This window comes from Sphingomonas zeicaulis (genome assembly GCF_050433225.1).
GTDB lineage: Bacteria > Pseudomonadota > Alphaproteobacteria > Sphingomonadales > Sphingomonadaceae > Sphingomonas_D > Sphingomonas_D zeicaulis.
In genome coordinates this window covers 409,751-429,889 of record NZ_JBNPXQ010000003.1, presented here as the reverse complement: position 1 = coordinate 429,889, position 20,139 = coordinate 409,751, and the positions used below count along the sequence as shown (strand labels likewise).

General features: G+C 68.1%; 18 protein-coding genes. 4 read left to right on the top strand and 14 right to left on the bottom strand.

The window, feature by feature from the left end; genetic code table 11:
• The first annotated feature begins 89 nt into the window (after positions 1-89).
• On the top strand, positions 90-1,565 hold the full coding sequence (locus FHS96_RS14715) for a CYTH and CHAD domain-containing protein (RefSeq protein WP_429592806.1): 1,476 nt from the start codon (positions 90-92) through the stop codon (positions 1,563-1,565).
• Here the strand turns inward: FHS96_RS14715 and guaD are convergent.
• From guaD to FHS96_RS14650, 13 genes are all read right to left on the bottom strand, one after another.
• Positions 1,534-2,838, bottom strand: a complete 1,305-nt coding sequence (gene guaD / locus FHS96_RS14710) for a guanine deaminase (protein WP_429592803.1) — start codon at positions 2,836-2,838, stop codon at positions 1,534-1,536. The genes FHS96_RS14715 and guaD overlap by 32 nt on opposite strands.
• Positions 2,835-3,752: a xanthine dehydrogenase accessory protein XdhC gene (xdhC, locus tag FHS96_RS14705; protein ID WP_429592800.1), complete on the bottom strand. Its 918-nt coding sequence runs from the start codon at positions 3,750-3,752 to the stop codon at positions 2,835-2,837. Before xdhC ends, guaD begins: the two co-directional genes overlap by 4 nt.
• 369 nt (positions 3,753-4,121) lie before the next feature.
• Complete coding sequence (xdhB, locus tag FHS96_RS14700; RefSeq protein WP_429592797.1) at positions 4,122-6,437, bottom strand: xanthine dehydrogenase molybdopterin binding subunit; 2,316 nt, start codon at positions 6,435-6,437, stop codon at positions 4,122-4,124.
• Entirely contained in the window at positions 6,430-7,866 is a 1,437-nt protein-coding gene (gene xdhA / locus FHS96_RS14695) for a xanthine dehydrogenase small subunit (RefSeq protein ID WP_429593073.1), read from the bottom strand. Before xdhA ends, xdhB begins: the two co-directional genes overlap by 8 nt.
• Positions 7,867-7,918: 52 nt before the next feature.
• The gene (gene uraH, locus FHS96_RS14690) at positions 7,919-8,257 is read right to left on the bottom strand and encodes a hydroxyisourate hydrolase (RefSeq protein ID WP_429592794.1); all 339 of its coding nucleotides are present in this window, start codon (positions 8,255-8,257) and stop codon (positions 7,919-7,921) included.
• On the bottom strand, positions 8,254-9,675 hold the full coding sequence (locus tag FHS96_RS14685; RefSeq protein WP_429592791.1) for an NAD(P)-binding domain-containing protein: 1,422 nt from the start codon (positions 9,673-9,675) through the stop codon (positions 8,254-8,256). Before FHS96_RS14685 ends, uraH begins: the two co-directional genes overlap by 4 nt.
• Positions 9,672-10,145 carry a 2-oxo-4-hydroxy-4-carboxy-5-ureidoimidazoline decarboxylase gene (uraD, locus tag FHS96_RS14680; protein ID WP_429592788.1) on the bottom strand — a complete coding sequence of 158 codons (474 nt, stop codon included), beginning with the start codon at positions 10,143-10,145 and terminating at the stop codon, positions 9,672-9,674. Before uraD ends, FHS96_RS14685 begins: the two co-directional genes overlap by 4 nt.
• Positions 10,142-10,522: an oxalurate catabolism protein HpxZ gene (hpxZ, locus tag FHS96_RS14675; protein ID WP_429592785.1), complete on the bottom strand. Its 381-nt coding sequence runs from the start codon at positions 10,520-10,522 to the stop codon at positions 10,142-10,144. Before hpxZ ends, uraD begins: the two co-directional genes overlap by 4 nt.
• A complete protein-coding gene (gene puuE, locus FHS96_RS14670) occupies positions 10,519-11,400 on the bottom strand; it encodes an allantoinase PuuE (RefSeq protein WP_429592783.1) in 882 nt (293 codons plus the stop codon). Before puuE ends, hpxZ begins: the two co-directional genes overlap by 4 nt.
• A gap of 307 nt (positions 11,401-11,707) precedes the next feature.
• Positions 11,708-12,943: a pyridoxal-phosphate-dependent aminotransferase family protein gene (locus tag FHS96_RS14665; protein ID WP_429592780.1), complete on the bottom strand. Its 1,236-nt coding sequence runs from the start codon at positions 12,941-12,943 to the stop codon at positions 11,708-11,710.
• A complete protein-coding gene (locus FHS96_RS14660) occupies positions 12,936-14,192 on the bottom strand; it encodes an allantoate amidohydrolase (RefSeq protein ID WP_429592777.1) in 1,257 nt (418 codons plus the stop codon). The genes FHS96_RS14665 and FHS96_RS14660 overlap by 8 nt, the downstream gene beginning before the upstream one ends.
• Positions 14,186-15,766: a gamma-glutamyltransferase family protein gene (locus tag FHS96_RS14655; RefSeq protein WP_429592774.1), complete on the bottom strand. Its 1,581-nt coding sequence runs from the start codon at positions 15,764-15,766 to the stop codon at positions 14,186-14,188. Before FHS96_RS14655 ends, FHS96_RS14660 begins: the two co-directional genes overlap by 7 nt.
• On the bottom strand, positions 15,766-17,121 hold the full coding sequence (locus FHS96_RS14650) for an NCS2 family permease (RefSeq protein ID WP_429592772.1): 1,356 nt from the start codon (positions 17,119-17,121) through the stop codon (positions 15,766-15,768). Before FHS96_RS14650 ends, FHS96_RS14655 begins: the two co-directional genes overlap by 1 nt.
• A gap of 188 nt (positions 17,122-17,309) precedes the next feature.
• Between FHS96_RS14650 and FHS96_RS14645 the strand changes: the two genes are divergently transcribed.
• On the top strand, positions 17,310-17,729 hold the full coding sequence (locus tag FHS96_RS14645; RefSeq protein WP_429592770.1) for a hypothetical protein: 420 nt from the start codon (positions 17,310-17,312) through the stop codon (positions 17,727-17,729).
• Between the two features lie 38 nt (positions 17,730-17,767).
• Here FHS96_RS14645 and FHS96_RS14640 read toward each other — a convergent pair whose 3' ends face one another.
• Positions 17,768-19,075 (bottom strand): replication-associated recombination protein A, encoded by a 1,308-nt coding sequence (locus FHS96_RS14640; RefSeq protein WP_429592767.1) that lies wholly within the window; start codon positions 19,073-19,075, stop codon positions 17,768-17,770.
• Positions 19,076-19,204: 129 nt separating this feature from the next.
• On the opposite strand from FHS96_RS14640, the gene FHS96_RS14635 reads away from it, so the two are divergent.
• The gene (locus FHS96_RS14635) at positions 19,205-19,792 is read left to right on the top strand and encodes a PadR family transcriptional regulator (RefSeq protein ID WP_429592764.1); all 588 of its coding nucleotides are present in this window, start codon (positions 19,205-19,207) and stop codon (positions 19,790-19,792) included.
• Positions 19,792-20,112: a DUF2218 domain-containing protein gene (locus FHS96_RS14630; RefSeq protein ID WP_429592762.1), complete on the top strand. Its 321-nt coding sequence runs from the start codon at positions 19,792-19,794 to the stop codon at positions 20,110-20,112. Before FHS96_RS14635 ends, FHS96_RS14630 begins: the two co-directional genes overlap by 1 nt.
• Positions 20,113-20,139 lie beyond the last annotated feature (27 nt).

The following is a 20,139-nucleotide window of genomic DNA, read 5'->3' as shown; positions in this document are numbered from 1 at the left end:
CCGGCACGCGCTTGATCCAGATCGCCGAGGCGCGCAAAGCTGCCGTCCTTGCCGTGCCGTTGCGGCCGGTTGGGACGAGGCGCAGGCAGATGGGCGATCCGGTCGAGGTTGAGCTGAAGCTCGAATTCATGGCCGGCGACGCTGTCGCGTTGCGCTCCGCCGGGGAATTGGGCGCGGCGGATGATGCGGCCGAGCGCCACCTCGTCGCCACCTATTTCGATACACCCGCCGCAGACCTGGCACGCGCGGGATTCAGTCTGCGCATCCGCCGCGATGGCCGCCAGCACATCCAGACCTTGAAGGCGGGCGGCAAGGCGGCGGGGCTGTTCGTTCGCCCCGAATGGGATCTGCCGGTGCGCGGCTGGACTCTGGTGCTCGACGACCCCCGCTCGCCGTTCACGGACATGCTCGATCCCGCCTGGATCGAGCGGATCGGGCCGGCCTTCAGGACCGATGTGCATCGACACCGCCGCCGCATCAACTTTGGCGACGCGCGGATCGAATGTGCGATCGATACCGGCAGGGTCGATAGCGGCGCACACAAGGTCGTGGTCGCCGAGCTGGAACTGGAACTGCTCGACGGCGACGCCGCGGCGCTCTTTGCGCTCGCCCGCGCGCTGGATCGTCATGCACCGTTGCGGCTCGGCGTGCTGTCCAAGGCGGAGCGTGGCTATCGCCTGCTCGATCTCGCCGCGAGCGGCGGTGATGCGGTGCGTGGCGAACCGATCCGATTGGGGCCAGAGGCGAATGCGCGCACGGCGTTCGCCGCAGTGATCACCACTTGCATCCGCCACTATCGGCTGAACGAGGCGCTGATTCTGGCTGCCGATGGCGACGAGCCGATCCATCAGGCGCGTGTGGCGCTGCGGCGGCTACGATCGGCGTTCACGCTGTTCAAGCCGCTGTTCGGCGACGATCCCGATGCCACGCGATTGCGTGGCGAGTTGCGCTGTCTGGCCGGTGAACTCGGCAAAGTGCGCGATATCGACGTGCTGATCCCGCGGGTCGATCGCCCGGCGCAGGCGCTGCTCGGTGCCGAACGCGCACGTCGTTTCACCGGATTGCGTGACGCGCTCGACCTGTCCCGCGCGCGTGCGTTGCCGCTCGACCTCGTCGAATGGATGGCGCTGGGCCGGTGGCGGGATGCGGCCGACCTCCAGACGGTTCAACAGTTGCCAGCCCGGGACTTCGCCAAGATTGTCCTGGCAAAGCGCTATCGCAGCGTCCGCCGTAGAGGCCGGGATCTGGCCAAACTCGATAACGAGCATCGGCACCGCGTGCGGATCGAGGCGAAGAAGCTGCGCTACGCCGCCGATTTCTTCGCGTCCTGCTTCGGCGAAGATGAGGCGGCGACAAAGCGCCACGCCACATTCGTGAAGGCGCTGGCGCGGCTGCAGGACAAGCTTGGCGATCTCAACGATGTCGCGATGGGGGCCGAATTGCTCGCTAGCCTCGGCATCACCGCGACGCTGACGCCGGACGGCGCTCCCCGGGACAAGGTGCTGCGCAAGGCAGCCAAGGCGTTCGACCGGCTTATCGACACGCGCCGCTTTTGGAAGGACTGAGCGCCCGCCGCCCCGCGACATATGTCGCCGCAACCGCGCGGTCGTCACCGAGGATCTGCAGCGCGAACAAGGTGTCGGCGATCGACGCACCGGCGGTGCGGCGTGCGAGCAAGGGCGTCGCGGCCGGATCGAGCAGGACGAAATCGGCTTCCTGTCCTGGCCGCAACCCGCCGATGCGGTCACCCAGGTTGAGCGTCCGCGCGCCGCCCGCCGTTGCCAGATAGAGCGCGCGAAATGGGTCGAGCACCTGGCCGCGCAACTGGCAAACCTTATAGGCTTCCCCCAAAGTGTGGAGGATCGAGAAGCTGGTGCCTGCGCCGATATCGGTGCCGATGCCGGTCTTGATCCCCGCCGCATCGGTCGCGGCGAGATCGAACAGGCCCGAACCCAGGAACATGTTGCTCGTCGCGCAGAAGGCAATGCCGGCGCCGGCCGCCGCCATGCGGTTGCGGGCGCGTGTGTCGAGGTGGACGCAATGCGCGAACACCGATCGGTCGCCGACCAGCCCGAAGCGGTCATAGACGTCGAGATAGTCGGCCGCGTGCGGGAAGCGCGCGGCGACCGCGGCGATCTCGCCTAGATTCTCGGCGAGGTGCGTGTGCATCAGCACGTCGGGATGCGCCGCGACGAGCCGGCCGGCATCTTCCAGCTGCCCGTCAGTGGAGGTCAGCGCGAAGCGAGGGGTGACCGCGTAGCCCAGTCGTCCGCGTGCCCGCCAGCGCGCGATCAGCGCCTCGCTGTCGGCGCGGCCGCTGGCGACGCTGTCACGCAGATTGGCGGGGCCGAGATCCATCAGCACCTTGCCCGAGACGATGCGCATGTCGCGGGCCAGCGCCGCCTCGAACAGCGCATCGACCGACGGGGCATGGACGGTGGGGTAGACCAGCGCGGTGGTGGTGCCGTTGCGCAGCAGTTCGTCGAGGAAGAAGGCGGCGATCGCGTCGGCGTGCGCGCGGTCGGCAAAGGCGGCCTCGGCGGGGAAGATGTGGCGGTCGAGCCATTGCAGAAGCTGCTCGCCATGGGAGGCGATGCGCTCGGTCTGCGGGTAGTGGACATGGGTGTCGACGAAGCCGGGCACGAGGATGCCCGTCAGCCGTTCGGTCGGCACGGTTGCGAAGCGATCGGCCAGGTCTTCATGGCTGCCGCAGGCGACGACGATGCCGTCCTCGACGACGAGCAGCCCGTCCGGATGATGGCGGATCGCTTCAGACCCGGCGCGCAGCGGATCCTCCGGCACGGCGAGGATTTCGGCGCGATAGGCGATGGCGGTCATGCAGCGGGTCTCATTGCGAGCAATTGGGCGGCGACGGCGATGGCGATCACGTCCGGCTCCTTGCCGCTGATGCCGGCGAGGCCGATCGGGCAGGTCAGCCGCGCGCGGGCGGCCCCGTCGAACCCGTCGTCCGCCAGCCGCGACAGGAAGCGTGCGCGTTTTGTAGCGGAGCCGATCAGCCCGACGAAACCGGCGGCACTGCGCAGGCCCGCGGCGGTCAGGCGATAATCGAGGCCATGATCATGGGTGAGGATGAGGATCGCGCTCTCCGCGCCGGCCTCGCCGATGCAATCGACCGCCTGCTGTTCGTCCACCAGCATCACGCCGGCGTGACCGGCCTCGGCCACGCGGGGGTCGAACCAGGCGAGGGCGACCGGCAGGCGTTCGACGGCGCGGGCGATGGCACGGCCGACATGGCCAGCGCCGAACAGCATCACCGGCAGCCGGCGGACATCCGCAGGCTCGGCGAAGCTGGCACCGGCGGCAGGGCGCTCGCCGCGCGCGGAGGGCAGGGGGGCGGTATCACCAGGTGTGCGCTGGACGGCGCTGTCGGTGAGCGTGGCGACCATCGCCTCGCCCTCATGTGCGAGCCAGTCGGTCGTGCCCGGATCGATCCGTTCGACCAGCAGGCGGACGCGCCCGCCGCAGCATTGGCCGAGCAGCGGGCCGAGCGGATAATCCTGCAGGCGCCAGCTTCCGGGTGCGAGCTCGAGGATCGCCCGCGCCTGCTCGATCGCACGCAATTCGAGCGCGCCGCCGCCGATCGTGCCGGAAAGGCTCGCGGCGGAGACCGCCATGCGCGTGCCGGCGCCGCGTGGAGCGGAGCCCTCGGTGGCGAGGATGGTGATGAGGGCGACGGGGGTGTGGGGCGAAGCGGTCAGCGCGAGGGTCGCCCAATCGGAGACGGGAGTCACCGTGGGGTTTCCGGGGCGCGAAACTCAAGCCCCTCCCCTTCAGGGACCATCGGTTTCACCCGAAAGAAGTGATGCCGAAAGGATCGCGATATCCGCGACACACGCCGAACTGCCCTCTCCCGCACTTGGCGGGCGTGCGTCGGTTCTGACGGGTGTGGGATGCCCCCGGCATCCCACAGATCATGCCGGGGGCATGATCGACCCGTCATAACCGCCGCACGGGTTGGGTGAGGGGCCGAGCGCAGCGAGGCTTCTTGTTCTTCACGTGCCGAAGCTACCGCTGCATCGGCGCCGAAGAACGCTCGCTTCGCTCGCGCCCTCACCCAACCCTCTCCCGCGGAGTGCGGGAGAGGGCTTAGTCTGCATCGCTCATCCACGCCGCCGTAGCGCCTCGATCGCCATCAGCACCCGCTCCGGCGTGGCCGGTGCGTCCAGGTCCGGCAGGCCCTTGCCCGGCACCGCCGCGGCCACCGCGTGGGTCAGTGCGGACAGCACTGAGATCGCCAGCATGAAGGGTGGCTCGCCCACCGCCTTCGACCGGTGGATCGTCGCCTCGGCGTTGCGGCCGCGTTCCCACAGCCGGATGTTCATCTGCGCAGGGCGGTCGGAGGCGGTGGGGATCTTGTAGGTGGAGGGGGCGTGGGTCAGCAGGCGACCGTCCTCCGAAAACACCAGCTCCTCGGTGGTCAGCCAGCCCATGCCCTGAATGAAGCCGCCCTCGATCTGGCCGAGATCGATCGCCGGGTTCAGCGAGCGGCCGACATCGTGGAGGATGTCCACCGCCAGCACCTTGTGTTCGCCGGTCAGCGTGTCGATCACCACCTCGCTCAGTGCCGCGCCATAAGCGAAATAGAGGAAGGGGCGGCCGCTGTGCGTCGCGCGGTCATAATGGATCTTGGGCGTTGCGTAGAAGCCGGTGGCGGAAAGCGAGATGCGGCCGAGATGCGCCATCCGGCACAGCACATCGAAGGGCAGGATCTCGTCGCCGGCGATCACGCCATCGGCGGTGAAGCGCACCGCGCCGGCATCGCAGCCGAATTTATCCGCCGCGAACGCTGCCAGCCGTTCGCGCACCGTCTCCGCCGCGTTGAACGCGGCCATGCCGTTGAGGTCTGCGCCCGAAGAGGCGGCGGTGGCGGAGGTGTTGGGCACCTTGTCGGTGCGCGTCGAGGTCACCCGAACACGGTCGACGGGCACTTGGAACACCTCGGCGACGACCTGCGCCACCTTCACCATCAGACCTTGACCCATCTCGGTGCCGCCGTGATTGATCTGGATCGATCCGTCGGCATAGACCAGCACCAGCGCGCCGGCCTGGTTGAGGTGAGTGGTGGTGAAGCTGATCCCGAACTTGACCGGGGTCAGCGCGAGCCCCTTCTTCAGGACGCGGTGGCTGGCGTTGAATGCGGCGACGGCCTGCACGCGCGCGGCATAGCCCGCTGCCTCGGCCAGCTCGGCGATCAGGTCGGGCGCGATATTGTCCTCGACGGTCATGCCATAGGGCGTCACGTCGCGCCCCGGCCCGTAGAGATTGGCCTGGCGCACCGCCAGCGGATCGCGACGGAGATGGGCGGCGATCGCATCCATCACCCGTTCGATCCCGACCATGCCCTGTGGCCCGCCGAAACCGCGAAACGCGGTGTCGGAGACGGTGTTGGTCTTCAGCCGATGTGAGAGGATCTCGACCGCGGGGAAATAGTAAGTGTTGTCCGAATGGAACATTGCGCGGTCGTTGATCGCCGGCGACAGATCGGTGGTAGCGCCGCAGCGCGAGGCGAGTTCCAGCCTGATGCCGGCGATGCGGCCGTCACCGCCGAAACCGACATCATAGTCGATCTCGAAGGCATGGCGTTTGCCGGTCATCACCATATCGTCGTCGCGGTCGGCGCGAACCTTGACCGCGCGGCCGGTGCGCGTGGCGGCGAGCGCACAGGCGGCGGCGAAGGCAGCGGCCTGGGTTTCCTTGCCGCCGAAGGCGCCGCCCATCCGCCGAACCTCGACGGTGACGTCGGCATGGCTGCGGCCGAGCACCTTGGCGATCAGATGCTGCACTTCGCTGGGGTGCTGGGTGGAACTCAGTACATGGACCTGACCATCCTCGCCGGGAATGGCGAGCGCGGCCTGACCTTCGAGGTAGAAATGTTCCTGACCGCCCATCGCGATCCGGCCGGCGATGCGGTGCGGCGCTGTGTCCAGCGCCGCCGGCACGTCGCCACGCCCCATGCGCTGGCTGGGCTCGATCAGCGATCCGGCCTCGCGCGCCGCCGCGATGGTCAGCAGCGGGGGCAGGGGGGCGTAATCGACCTTCGCCAGCCGCGCGGCGACGCGCGCCGCCTTGGTGCTGGTCGCGACCACGGCGAACAGAGGCTGGCCGACATAGAGCGCGTTGCGCTCGGCAAACAGGCGATCGTCCCCCGCGAACGGGCTGACATCGTTCACGCCCGGAATGTCCGCTGCGGTGAAGACGCCGACCACTCCGGGCGCGGCGCGCACCGGATCGAGATCGATCGCCTCGATCCGCGCATGCGCCTGCGTCGAGAGGCCGAAGGCGAGGTGCAGCGTGCCCGGCGCCTCGGGCATGTCGTCGACATAGCGCGCGCTGCCCGCGACATGCGCCTCCGCGCTGTCATGGCGCAGCGGTGCGGCGACGAAGCCGGCGGGGCGGCGGATGTCCGCCTCAGCCACAGGCGAGCACGCTGACCGGGTCGGCCGGCGCCTCCCATTCGGCCCACAGCCGCCGCAACAGGTTGGCGGCGACGAGGCGGCGATAATCGGCCGATCCGCGCAGGTCGGAGAGCGGCTGATAATCCTCGGCGAGCGCCGCGGCGGCCGCTTCGACGCTGGCTTCGTTCCATGGCTGGCCGATCAGCGCCGTCTCGCAGCCACGCGCCCGCGCCGGCACGCCGGCCATGCCGCCAAAGGCGATGCGCGCGTCGGAGACGTTGCCATCGACGATGCTCAGCGCGAAGGCGCCGCATACCGCGGAAATGTCGCTGTCGAAGCGTTTGGACAATTTGATGATGCGGATCAGCGCGCCCGGGGTGGGGCGGGGGACGTGGATGCTCTCGACGAACTCACCCGGCTGGCGATCCTGCTCGCCGTAGCGGATGAAGAAATCCTCCAGCTTCAGCGTCCGCCGGCTATCGCCGCGCCGCAAGGTCACCGTTGCGCCAAGCGCGATCAACGCCGGCGGCATGTCGCCGATCGGCGAGCCATTGGCGATGTTGCCGCCGATCGTGCCGGCGTTGCGCACCTGCAGCCCGGCGACCCGGCGGACGAGTTCGCCCAGCTCCGGGTGGAGCCGCGCCAGCGCCTCATGCGCCTCGGCATAGCGTACGCCCGCGCCGATGGTGAGGCCGGCTTCATCCTCGGCGATCGTCCGCAGATCGGCGATGTCGGCGATGAAGATCAATGTTTCGAGCACACGATGCTGTTTGGTCACCCACAGCCCGACATCGGTCGCGCCCGCGACGATCCGCGCATCGGGATGCGCCAGCAGCAACGCGGCGAGATCGTCAGCGTTCTGCGGCACGAAGGCATGGCGTTCACCGCCGGTCAGCGGGTCGGCGTAGCGGATCGCGCTAGTGCGCTGGATGTCGGCGAGCCGGCGCGCGGTTTCGGCACCGTCGCGCGGCGCGATCTCCAATGCTTCGCCCGCGGCGAGGATCGGGCCATAGCCGGTGCAGCGGCAAAGATTGCCACTGATCACATCGGCTACGGCGGTGCCGCGCGTGCCGCACGCGCCGATGCTGCGGCCGTAGAGCGACATCACGAAGCCGGGGGTGCAGAAGCCGCATTGCGACCCGTGCCCGTCCGCCATCGCGCGTTGCACGGGGTGGAGCGCGCCGTCGCGACCAAGGCTCTCAACGGTGAGCAGCGCCTTGCCATCGAGCATCGGCAGGAAAAGGATGCAGGCATTGACCGCGCGCCACGCGACGGCGCTGGCTTCGAGCGTGCCGAGCAGCACGGTACAGGCCCCGCAATCGCCCTCCGCACAGCCTTCCTTGGTGCCGGTGCGGCCGAGCCGGTAGCGGAGCAGGTCGAGGACGGTGCCGGTGGGGTCGACGGGGTCGATGGTGACGAGGTCATCATCGAGAAGGAAACGGATCAAGATTTTCCTCCCCGGAACGGGGTTGGGCTTGATGCCTGGTGCTTCGCGCCACGCATCAACTTCCCCTATACGTCGAATAGCCGAACGGCGAGACCAGCAGCGGGACATGATAATGCCCCGCCGGCTCGGCCACGCCGAAATCGATCGCGACGACATCGAGGAAGGGCGGCTCGGGCAGCACCACGCCCTGTCCGCGGAAATAGGCGGCGACCGAGAATTCGATGCGGTAGCGGCCCTTCCGCAGCTCGGTCTCGTTCATCAGCCCCGGGCAGCGGCCATCCTCATTGGTGGCGCCGCGGAACACCGCCTCGCCTTCATGATAGAGCGTCAGCGTAACCCCAGCCGCCGGTCGGCCGTGGGTGGTGTCGAGCACGTGGGTGGTGAGGCCGGTCATCGCACCATCTCACGCGTGCCGCGCGGCCGCCATTCGGCGAGGAACTCGGGCTCGGCATAGGCGAAATAGCCGGCGAGAATTTCGTCGCGATCATCAAGGAAGAGCTGGTCGGCCACCGCCGAAACCAGCCGCGGCAGCGCATGGTCGAGACCGGAGAGCGCGGCGGCCGAGAGGCCGAGGCTGACGAGCGCCGAATAATTGAACGCGAACAGGCCGTGCAGTGCCGCCGCATCCTCGGGCTCGCGCGGAAGGAACTGGAAGCCCGGCCCGAGATAGGGGTGCGCCTCGATCAGCGGATTGCGCACCTTGTCGTCGGCCACATGGCGATCGCCCCAGCGTGCGATGCGACTTTCGACCAGCGCCAGTTCCGGACGCAGCGCCGGATCGGTGACGAGCCCGGTCGACAGGATCAGGAAGTCATAGGTGAAGCGGCCGTTGGGCGTCGTCACCGTGATCGCACCGTCGTCGTTCTGCTCCACCGAGGTCCACGGGCTGCCGAGATGGAGGTGGAATCCCTCGAACGTGGCCGCACGCTCGAACATGTCCGTGGTCGGCGGCTGGTTGCGATCGAAGAAGGACGCCATCACCGCATATTTCGCGCCATCGTCGAGCGCGGGAAAACGCCGCGTCATGCCTGCGCGCTCCATGAAGCGGATCGGGTTGATCCGCGGCATGTCCTTGCGGCGCATGAACACATGGACCTTGCCGACCCCGGCCTCGAGGGCGGCGGTAGCATTGTCGAACGCCGAGGCGCCGCCGCCGAGAACCGCGATGCGGCCGCCTGCAAGCCAGCCGAAGTCGATCGGCTCGGACGAATGGGCATAAAGGTCGCGCGGCACCGCCTTGATTATCGCCGGCGTGTGCCATTGCCCGCCGCCCTGGATGCCGGTGGCGAGCACGACCTTGCGCGCGCGCAGCACCTCGCCGTCATCCAGCTTCACGAAATGGATCCCGTCGCGCGGCTCGATCAGCGCCACCCGCGCCTCGTTGCGCACGGGCAGCTTCAGCGTACGGCGATACCAGCGGAGATAATCCATCCATTCGCCGCGCGGGATCTTGTCAAGCGTGTCCCAGGCGGCGCGGCTATGCTGCGCCTCATACCAGGCGCGGAAGCTCAACGACGGCAGGCCATATTCGATGGTCGAGAGATGCTTGGGTGTGCGCAACGTCCGCATCCGCGCATAGGTATCCCATGGGCCCTCGAAGCCCGCCGGATTCTCGTCGAGGATAAGGATGTTGCCGATCCGCTCGCGCATCAGCCCGAATGCGGCGCCGAGCCCGCTCTGGCCGCCGCCGATGATGATCACGTCATGGACATGGCCGTCGGGATGCGGTGTCGGCACCAGCCAGTCCGGTTCGCCCCAGTTGAGCAGCGCAAGGTCATGCGCGAGACGCGCTTCGAGATCGGCGAGACTCATGCCAGCGTCTCCAGCCGCAGCCGCACAATCTCAGCGATTTCGGCGATCGCGGTTTCGATCTCGGCCTCGCTGTCTTGTTGCAGCCGCTGTTCCATTGCTGCCAATATGCCCGCCTTGTTGGTCCGCCGGACGCAAATGATGAAAGGAAAGCCGAACCGCGCGCGATAGGCGGCGTTCAGCGCATGGAAGCGATCATATTCCTCGCGCGTCAGCCGGTCGAGCCCCGCGGACGCCTGCTCGGCGGTGGAGGCTTCGGTCAGCGTTCCGTCGATAGCCGCCTTGCCGGCGAGTTCGGGATGCGCGCGGATCAGGGCCAGCTGCTCGTCGCGCGTCGCATCCCGCACCACGCTCATCAGCCCGACATGGAGATCCGCGAAGGGCAGGCGCGCCGCCGCACGCTCGACAACCCAGGGGCTATGCTCGAACAAGGCACCATATCGGGCGACGAAGGCGGCGGCGTCGGTTGTCACGAGGTGCTGCCCTCGAGCGAGACATGCGCGGAAACGACCTTCCAGCCATCGGGAAAGCGTACCCAGGTCTGGCTCTGGCGACCGCGCCGGTCGCTGCCCTCGCGGAAGAATTCGACATTGGCGGTGGCGAGATCGCTGCCATAGGTGGCGACCGCCAGGCGCCCGAGCTTGCGCTGCGGCGATCCGCCGCGGCTCTTGCGGAATTCGCGGATCTCCTCGATCCCGTAGAGCACTTCGCCGACGCCGTAGCGCACGGTGGTGGGGCTATCGTGGAAAAGCGTGTCCATCGCGGGGATATCATCCTCCATCAGCGCGCGCTCATATTCCAGGAAGGCGGCGGTCACTTCGGCGACGATGGCGGGGTCGTTCAGGGTCATGCGGGGTGGGTCTCCAGCCAGTGGTGTGCGATGTCGATGCGGCGCGCGATCCACGCGTCACCGCTCGCCAGCACATGATCGAGGAAGCGGGCGACGGCCCGCGCGCGCGCCGGACGACCGGCGATGCGGCCGTGCAGCCCGATCGACATCATCCGCCCGCCTTCCTCGCGAAGCTGGTCGAACGTGTCGCGCAGATAGCGGAAGAATTGCTCGCCCTCGGTGAAGCCGTTGAGCGCGACCATCTTCATGTCGTTCGCGTCGAGCGAATAGGGGACGATCAACTGCGCCCGGCCATGGGTGCGATCGTAATAGGGCAGGTCGTCGGCATAGCTGTCCGCATCATAGACGAACCCGCCTTCCTCGGCGACGAGGCGGGCGGTGTTGGGCGAGGTGCGGCCCTGATACCAGCCGAGCGGGCGGGTGCCGGTCAGGCGCCGGTGCGTCTCGATGGCGCGGGCGATATGCTCGCGCTCGATCGCTTCCTCGACATATTGATAGTCGATCCAGCGATAGCCGTGGCTGGCAATCTCCCAGTCGGCGGCAAGCATCGCCTCGACCGCGGCAGGGTTCATCTCCATCGCCCGCGCGACGCCGAAGATGGTGACGGGCACCTGCCGCTCGGTGAACAGCCGGTGCAGCCGCCAGAAGCCGGCGCGGCTGCCATAGTCGTAGAGGCTCTCCATCGCCATCGCGCGCGCGGGATGGCTGGCGGCGCCGACCATGTCGGAGAGGAATGCTTCCGAGCCCTTGTCGCCGTTGAGGACGCTGTTCTCGGCGCCTTCCTCATAGTTGATGACGAACTGCACCGCGACGCACGCGCCGTTCGGCCAGCGCGGGTCGGGCGGGGTGGGGCCGTAGCCGATGAGATCGCGGGTCATATCGTAAATGTTCTCCCCGGAACGGGGTTACCGCATTCGCACATTTGGGCTGGAGCCGCGCATAAAGCCCTCTCCCGCACTTCGCGGGAGAGGGTTGGGTGAGGGCGCGAGCGAAGCGAGCGTTGTTCGGCGCTGATGCGTCGGCTGATGCGGAGCTGAAGAACAGGAAGAAGCCTCGCTGCGCTCGGCCCCTCACCCAACCCTCTCCCGCCAAGTGCGGGAGAGGGCAGTTCGGCGCGCGACTCGAATGTCGGCGCCATCCGGGCATTTCGCTGATGCGTAAATCTGCTCGGGAAGGAGAAGGGCATCATCCCCATGCCTCCAGCGCCGCATCCACGCCGGCCGCGGCGGGCGCCTTATACCCTTCCGCCCGCAGCACCGCCTCCAGCGCGCCGAGCGTGATCAGCACCTTATGCTTCATCGCGTTGTAGCCCATCGCGCCGATCCGCCAGACCTTGCCGGCCAGCGGCCCGAAGGCGGTGCCGATCTCGATCTCGAAATCCTCGCGCATGCGCATCCGCACGCGCTCCCCGTCGACGCCGTCCGGAATCAGGATGCCGGTGACGTTGGTCATCCGATAGCGATCGTCGCCGAACACGGTCAGCCCCAACGCGCGGGCTCCGGCGGTGACGGCGCGGCCGGCGGCGGCGTGGCGGGCATAGCGCGCCTCCAGCCCCTCGCCGAGCGCGACCCGCGCGCATTCGCGGGCGCCATAGAGCATCGTTGTCGCCTCGGTATGGTGGTTGAGGCGCTTCTCGCTCCAATAATCCATCACCATCGCGAGGTCGAAATAGTTGGAGGCGATGCGAGGGCCGGGGCCGGCGACCAGATCGTCGCGGGCGATGCCGCGTTCGACATGGCGGCGGCTGAAGATATGGTCGGCGGCGCGGTTCGAGACGGTGATCGGCGAGGAGCCGGAGGGGCCGCCGAGGCATTTCTGCAGGCCGCCGGTGACGACGTCGACGCCCCAGCGCTCCGCTGCCAGCGCCATGCCGCCGATCGTCGCGGTGGCGTCGACATAGGTGAAGGCGCCCGCTGCCGCCGCCAGCGCGCCGATGCCGTCGAGCGGCTGCGCCATCGTCGTCGACGTATCGCCATGCACGCAGGCGACGAGGCGCGGGCCGGTGCGGGCGATCGCGGCCTCGACCGCGTCCAGCGGCACCACCTCACCCCAAGGCACCGAGAGCATTTCCACCTTCGCGCCGATTCGTTCGCCGATCTCGCGCAGCAGCAGCCCGAAGCGGCCGAAATCGATCACCAGCATCGTCTCGCCGGGCGCGACGATGCTGACCAAAGCCGCCTCGATCCCGGCGCGGGCGGTGCCGTCGATCAGGAAGGTCCAGCGATTCTCCGTGCCGAAGATCGGCCGGTAGAGCGCCATCACCTGCTCCATATAGCCGGTCATCTCGGGGTCGAACTGGCCGAGCAGGTCGGCGGACATCGCGCGCAGCACGCGGGGATGCGCATTGACCGGGCCGGGACCCATCAGCAGCCGCTGGGGCGGATCGATCTCGCCGAAAAGCAGGGGATCAAGGTCAGGCAAAACGCTCTCCAAGCCGATCGATGAAGCCGAGCATCACCGCCAATGCGATCTCGGCATCGGCAGGATCGACCCGCTCGGCGGGGTTGTGGCTGATGCCGCCCGCACAGCGCAGGAACAGCATCACCGTCGGGCATAACGATGCCATGACCATTGCGTCATGCCCAGCGCCGCTGACGAGGCGGCGGAGGGGCTGACCCGCGGCTGCGGTCGCTTCGTCGAGCAGATCCATCAGCATCGGATCGGACGGGGAGGCGGGCAGGTCGTGGATCAGGTCGCTGGCCAGTTCGACCCCACGCCTGTCTGCGATCAAGCCGATGTCACCAAGGATCGCGGCGGCCACCGCGTCTCGCCGGTTGGCCTCGCCGGCGCGTACGTCGATGGTGAAGGCGATGCGGCCGGGGATGACGTTGGGCGCGCCCGGCTCCACCACCAGCTTGCCGACGGTCGCGACCACATCGGAGGCGGCTTCACGCGCGATGCGCTCGGCGGCGAGGATCATCTCCGCCGCTGCGGTCAGCGCGTCGCGGCGCAACGGCATAGAGGATGTGCCGGCATGACCTGCGAGCCCCTGCACCACCACCTGGTAACGATGCTGCGCGGCGATGCCCGTGACCGTGCCGACCGCCCGGCCCTCTGCATCCAGCACCGGACCCTGCTCGATATGGGCTTCGAAATAGGCGATCGTCGAACCCGCCGGCCGCGCCGCGCCGCGCATGCCGCCATGGCCGCGCAGCGAGAACAGGCTGAGCGCCGCGCCCAAACTCACGCCGTCGGCATCGACCATGTCAAAGGGCATGCGTTCGAGCGTGCCCGCGACCGCACGGCTGGTGAGCATCGCGGCCGGAAAACGCGATCCTTCCTCGTCGCCGAAGGCGATCACCTCGATCGCGAAGGGCAGGCGGCGGCCAACGGCAGCGAGCGCGGCCACCGCCTCGATCCCCAGCATCACGCCCAGCGGACCGTCATAGGCGCCGCCGTCGCGCACGCTGTCGACATGGCTGCCGATCAACAGGGCGGGGGCGGCCGGATCGGCACCTTCATAACGCCCGATCAGGTTGGCGGCGGCGTCGATGTGGACGGTCATGCCCGCCTCGCGCATCCACACCGCGATCGCCTCCAACGCGGCGGCGTGCGCGGGCGTGAGATAGGCGCGGAACAGCATGTCGTCGGCGCTGCTATAGGGTGGGCGCGCCAGCAGATCGCAGCGCGTGACCGCACGCACGCCACCGGCCGCGCCCTCGCTCACCACGCGGCGACCGCGCCGTCGCTGCGCGGATCGGTAGCGCCCTCGAACTGGCCGTCCGGATGGCGGACGACCGCGCCGGCATGGCCCATCGTCGCGGTGAAAGCGGGCAGCAGTTCGACCTCATGGCCAGCGGCGCGCAGCGTCGCGTACAGAGCCGGATCGAAGCGATCCTCGAGCTTGAGGCTGGTCGAGTCCTCGCCCCAGGTGCGGCCGAGCAGCCAGCGCGGTCGGGTGATCGCTTCCTGCAGGTTGATGCCGTAGCGGGCGTAGCGGGTGAACAGCGCCGCCTGGGTCTGCGGCTGGCCTTCGCCGCCCATAGTGCCATAGGCCATCACCCGGCCATCGTCGAAGCGGGCGAGCGCGGGGTTGAGCGTGTGGAAGGGCTTGCGGCGCGGCTTCAGCGCGTTCCAGCCGGCCTCGGCGAGGCGGAAGCTGGCGCCGCGGTTCTGCCACGTGATGCCGCTACCCGGCAGCACCAGCCCCGATCCGAACTCGAAATAGGTGCTCTGGATCGCGCTGACGACGCGGCCTTCGGCGTCGGCGGCACCGAACCAGCAGGTGTCGCCCAACTGGCTGGGCTGCGGCCAAGGCAGCGCGTGGGCAGGATCGATCCGGTCCGCCATCGCATCGAGCGCAGCGCGATCGTCGAGCAGCGCCTGAGGGTCGATCGTCATGTAGGCGGGATCGCCGACATGCGCATCGCGGACGAGAAAGGCCTGCTTGGTCGCCTCGACCAGCCCGTGGATATGCGCGAAGCCGTCCGCGCCTTCCGCCTCCAGCCGATCGAACAGCGCGAGGATCAGCAGCGAAGCTAGGCCCTGCGTGGGCGGCGTCATGTTGTAGAGCGTCGCGCCCGCGATCTGCGTGGAGAGCGGGATCGGCCGCTCGACGCGGTGCATGGCGAGGTCGGCCGCGGTCACCGGGCTGCCGAGCGCCGCGAGATCGGCAGCGATGTCAGCGGCCAGCGAGCCTTCATAAAAACTGCCGAGTCCCTCACTCGCTAGCCGCCGCAGGGTTGCGCCAAGCAGGGGCTGGCGCAGCAGGTCGCCCTCGACAAGCTGACGGCCCTCGGGTTCGAAGATGCTCGCCCAAAGACCGGGCTGGCCTCGCAGTTCGGGGCTCTTGGCAGCGGCGATCTCGGCACCGCCGCGGGTGACGGCGACGCCGGCTTCGGCATGGTGGATGGCGTCACGCAGCAACCGTTCCAGCGGCAGCATCGCGCGGGTCGCGACCAGCGCCGCCTCCCAGCCGGAGATGGTGCCGGCGACCGTGTTGGCGGCCAGCGGCCCGCGCCACGGCACCGCGGACAACTCCCGATAGAGCGAGAGGTCGGCAGCCGCGGCGGCACCGCCGCAGGCGGAGATCGCCTCGACCCGGCCGTCCGGCTCGGCGATCAGCCAGAAGCCGTCGCCGCCGATGCTGGTCATGTGCGGATAGACGACGGCGAGCGTCGCGGCGATGGCGACGGTCGCCTCCGCCGCATTGCCGCCATCCTGCAGGACGGCGAGCCCCGCCTGCGCTGCGAGGTGATGAGGTGCGGTCACCATGCCGCGTTGCGATCGTACGGAGTGTAGCATCAGGCGGCCGCCAGCCAGACGAAACGGACCACGAACAGCGCGGACAGGATCAACAGGAACCAGTCGCTGCGGCTGATCTTCCCGCGCAGCAGCTTGAGCAGTGCATGCGCGGTGATGCCGAACGCCAGGCCATTGGCGATGGAAAAGGTGAGGGGGATCATCGCCACCGTGAGGAAGGCGGGGATCGCCGCTTCGGGATCGTCCCACGCCACCTCGATCAGCGGCGCCATCATCAGCGCGCCGACCAGGATCAGCGCCGGCGCAGTCGCGGCGAGCGGCACCAGCTGTGCATAGGGCGCGAAGAAGATCGCGAGCAGGAACAGCACGCCGGTGACGATCGCGGTGAGGCCGGTGCGCCCGCCCGCCTGCACGCCCGCGGCGCTTTCGACATAGGAGGTGACGGTGCTGGTGCCCGCAGTGGCGCCGATCATCGTCGCCACCGAATCGGTCACCAGAATCCGGTTGAGCCGTGGGATGCGCCCGTCGGGCCCGATCAGCCCGGCGCGCTTGGTGACGGCGACCAGCGTGCCGAGATTGTCGAACAGGTCGACGAACAGGAACACGAACAGGATCTCGATGATGCCGACGCCGCCCTGCGCGGTGAACACGCCGGCGAGGTCGAGCGCGAAGGCGGTCTCGCCGAGTGCAGCGAAGGAATAGGGCGCGGGCGAGAACTGGACGAGGCCCGCGGCGATGCCGGCCAAGGTCGTGGAGACGATGCCGATCAGCATCGCCCCGCGTACCTTCCAAGCGCTCAGCACCGCGATCAATGCGAGCCCGAACAAGGCAAGCGCGGCACCGCCGGCGCGCAAATCGCCCAGCGCGACGCCGGTCGCCGGGTTGGAGACGACGATGCCACCGTTCCTCAGGCCGATGAAACCGATGAAAAGCCCGATGCCGCCGGCGACCGCGGCGAACAGATGCTGCGGAATGGCCGCGACGATCATCTGGCGCACGCCCGCCAATGTCAGCAGCAGGAAGGCGACGCCCGAAACGAACACGCAGCCCAGCGCCACCGGCCAGGGGATGCCCATCTGCTGGACGACGGTGAAGCTGAAATAGGCGTTGAGCCCCATGCCCGGCGCCAGCGCCAGCGGCGTGTTGGCGGTGAAGCCCATCATGATGCTGGCGACGCCGGCGGCGAAGCAGGTCGCAGCGGCGACCGCGGCCACCGGCATGCCGGCCTGGCCGAGGATCGCGGGATTGACGAGGATGATATAGGCCATTGTCAGGAAGGTGGTGAGGCCGGCGAGGATCTCGGTGCGCGGCGTGGTGCCGCGCTCAGTCAGCGCGAAGCGGCGCTCCAGCCAGCCGGCGGGTGGCGCGTCCTGCGTCGCTGATCCTGGCTCAGCCATCATCAAAATCCCCCTCAAATCGATAGCTCGCCCCTCCATGGCCGGTCGTTGCCGGATGGCGATGGAACATAACGCGCGTTCGCGCCGTGGGAAGGGGGTGGGTAAGCGGCGCGTCAGTGGCTAAATATCGTCAATTCCGGGTGTTGATCCCCCGCGACAAGCGGGGCGAACCCCGCTAGAGGGGCGCCATGGCGAAGTCGGCTACAGATGTGATGCAGGAGATCCTTTTCTCCGCGGTGATCGATTCCATCGCGGCGATGAAGGTCGCCTCCAAGGGGCTGCCCAACACCTTGCTGCGCGATCTTAACGCGCTGCATAACAATGTGACCTTTGCCGATCTGTCACCCGAACTGCAGGCGGCGATCACCACCAATGTGCGCGCGGCGTTCACGCGGCTGCAGAAGGAAGGCTATTCTGTGTCAACCGGCGCGCCCGTCCAGCCGCGCACGCCGCCGCTGCCGCCGCGCCGCGACACGATGGGCCATGGCGGCCGGGACCGCCGCCCGCCGCCCCCGCCCAAGCGCGATGGCGGGCCGGACGGCAAGGGCGGTCCGCGCCCCGGCGGCGGCACCGGCCGACCGCCGCGTGGCCCGCGGCCGAAGAGCTGAGGCTCAGAATTGCTCTCCCCCCCCGGGGGGGAAAGGGCTTAGCCGCGCTCGCTGCGCAGCCGGTTCCAGTACGCGATCCGTTCGCCGATTTTCGCCTCGAACCCGCGCTCGACCGGAGCATAGAAGGTTTGTGGCGCCATTTCCTCCGGCCAGTAATTGTCGCCGGAAAATCCGTCGGCAGCGTCATGATCGTAGGCGTAGTTCTTGCCGTAGCCGATATCCTTCATCAGCCGGGTCGGCGCGTTGAGGATATTCTTGGGCGGCATCAGCGATCCGGTTTCCTTCGCGGTCTTCCATGCCTTGCCCATCGCCTTGTAGGCGGCGTTGGATTTGGGCGCGGTCGCGCAATAGAGGCAGGCTTGGACGATCGCGAGTTCGCCTTCGGGTGAGCCCAGGAAATCATAGGCTTCCTTGGCTGCAATACACTGCACCAGCGCCTGCGGATCGGCGAGACCGATATCCTCGCTGGCGAAACGGGTGATCCGGCGCAGCACGTAGAGCGGTTCTTCGCCGGCGGTCAGCATCCGCGCGAGATAATAGAGCGCTGCCTGCGGATCGCTGCCCCGCAGCGATTTGTGGAGCGCCGAGATCAGGTTGTAATGCCCTTCGCGATCCTTGTCGTAGACCGCCATGCGGCGATGAAGCAGGGCGGAAAGGCCGGCGGGATCGAGCCGGTCGGCGCCTGCGACCGAGAACAGCGTCTCGACCTGGTTGAGCAGGAAGCGCCCGTCGCCATCGGCGCTGGCGACCAGCGCGGCGCGGGCATTCTCGTCGAGCGGCAGCGGCTTTTCCTCGATCGCCTCGGCGCGGGCGAGCAATTCCTCCATGGCCGATGCGTCGAGCCGGTTGAGGATCAGCACCTGCGCGCGGCTCAGCAATGCGGCGTTGAGTTCGAAGCTGGGGTTCTCGGTGGTCGCGCCGACCAGCACAACGGTGCCGTCCTCGACATAGGGCAGGAAGCCATCCTGCTGCGCGCGATTGAAGCGATGGATCTCATCGACGAAGAGCAATGTCTTGTCGCCCATGCGGCGATGGTCGCGCGCTGCGGCGAACACCTTCTTGAGGTCCGCGACGCCCGAGAATACCGCCGAGATTGCCTCGAAGCGCATGCCGACCGCATCGGCGAGCAGCCGGGCGATCGTCGTCTTGCCGGTGCCAGGCGGACCCCAAAGGATGATCGAGCTCAGTTTCCCCGCAGCGACCATACGGCCGATCGCGCCATCCGGCCCGGTCAGGTGATGCTGGCCCACCACCTCCTCGAGCGCCTGCGGGCGCAGTCGGTCGGCCAGCGGTCCGGCGGTAGGCGCGGGGGTGTCCTGCGGGTCGGGTTCGAAAAGGTCGGCCATGCGATGTTCGATATAGGTTCTCGGGCGCGTTGGGAAAAGTTCGCGCTGGCCAACGCCGGGGTCTTGCATCTTAAAAGACTCAAGATATATCGAAGCTATCACGCAAAGATATATCGGAGAAAGATCGAAATGCGTTTTGGAATGGGATATGGGAGCTGGACCGAAGGGTTTGGCATGAAGGAGGGCCGCGGCTTCGGCCGTGGCCGGCACGGTCACGATCATCATCGCGGCGGCGGCGGCGGCGGTGGCCGCGGTCGTCGACGGCTGTTTGATGGTGGTGAATTGAAGCTGGTGCTGCTGCGGCTGATCGCCGACCAGCCGCGCCACGGTTATGACCTCATCCGCGAAGTTGAGGAGCGTACCGGCGGTGCCTATGCACCGAGCCCAGGCGTGGTCTACCCGACCTTGACCTTGCTCGCGGACATGGGGTTAATCGAGGAAGCCGCCGAAGGCGGTTCGCGCAAGGCATTCGCGATCACCGAGGCCGGCACTGCGCATCTCGCCGAAAACGAGGCGGATGTTGTCGCACTGTTCGAACGGCTCGCATCGCTGAGCGCGATGCGGGAGAAGACCGACGGCGCACCGATCCGCCGCGCCATGGGCAATATGCGCCAGGTGCTCCACAACCGCCTCAGCCGCGACGATGTCGATGCTGACACGCTCCACCAGGTAGCCGCGATCCTCGACGAGGCGGCGCAGAAGATTGAGAGGCTGTGATGACCAGCGCCATTGCCGACGTGCCGACCACCAACGGCAGCCGCTACCTTCAGCAATTGCTCAAGCATTGGTCGCATAACCTCGCGGTCGATTTCACCCCGGAACATGGCACAGTGACTTTCCCCAAGGATGCGCGCGGCGCCGCTTATCCGGGGGATGCGGTCGCCACCTTCGATGCGCATGCGGAGACGCTGGGCGTACGCATCGATGCAAGCTCACCCGAGCAACTCGAAGGGCTGAAAGGCGTGATCGAGCGGCACCTCGACCGGTTCGCGTTTCGCGAGGCGCCGCTGGCGTTTGCCTGGCAGGCGGCTGGGTAGGGGGCTTTCCCGCCCGGCGCCCATCCA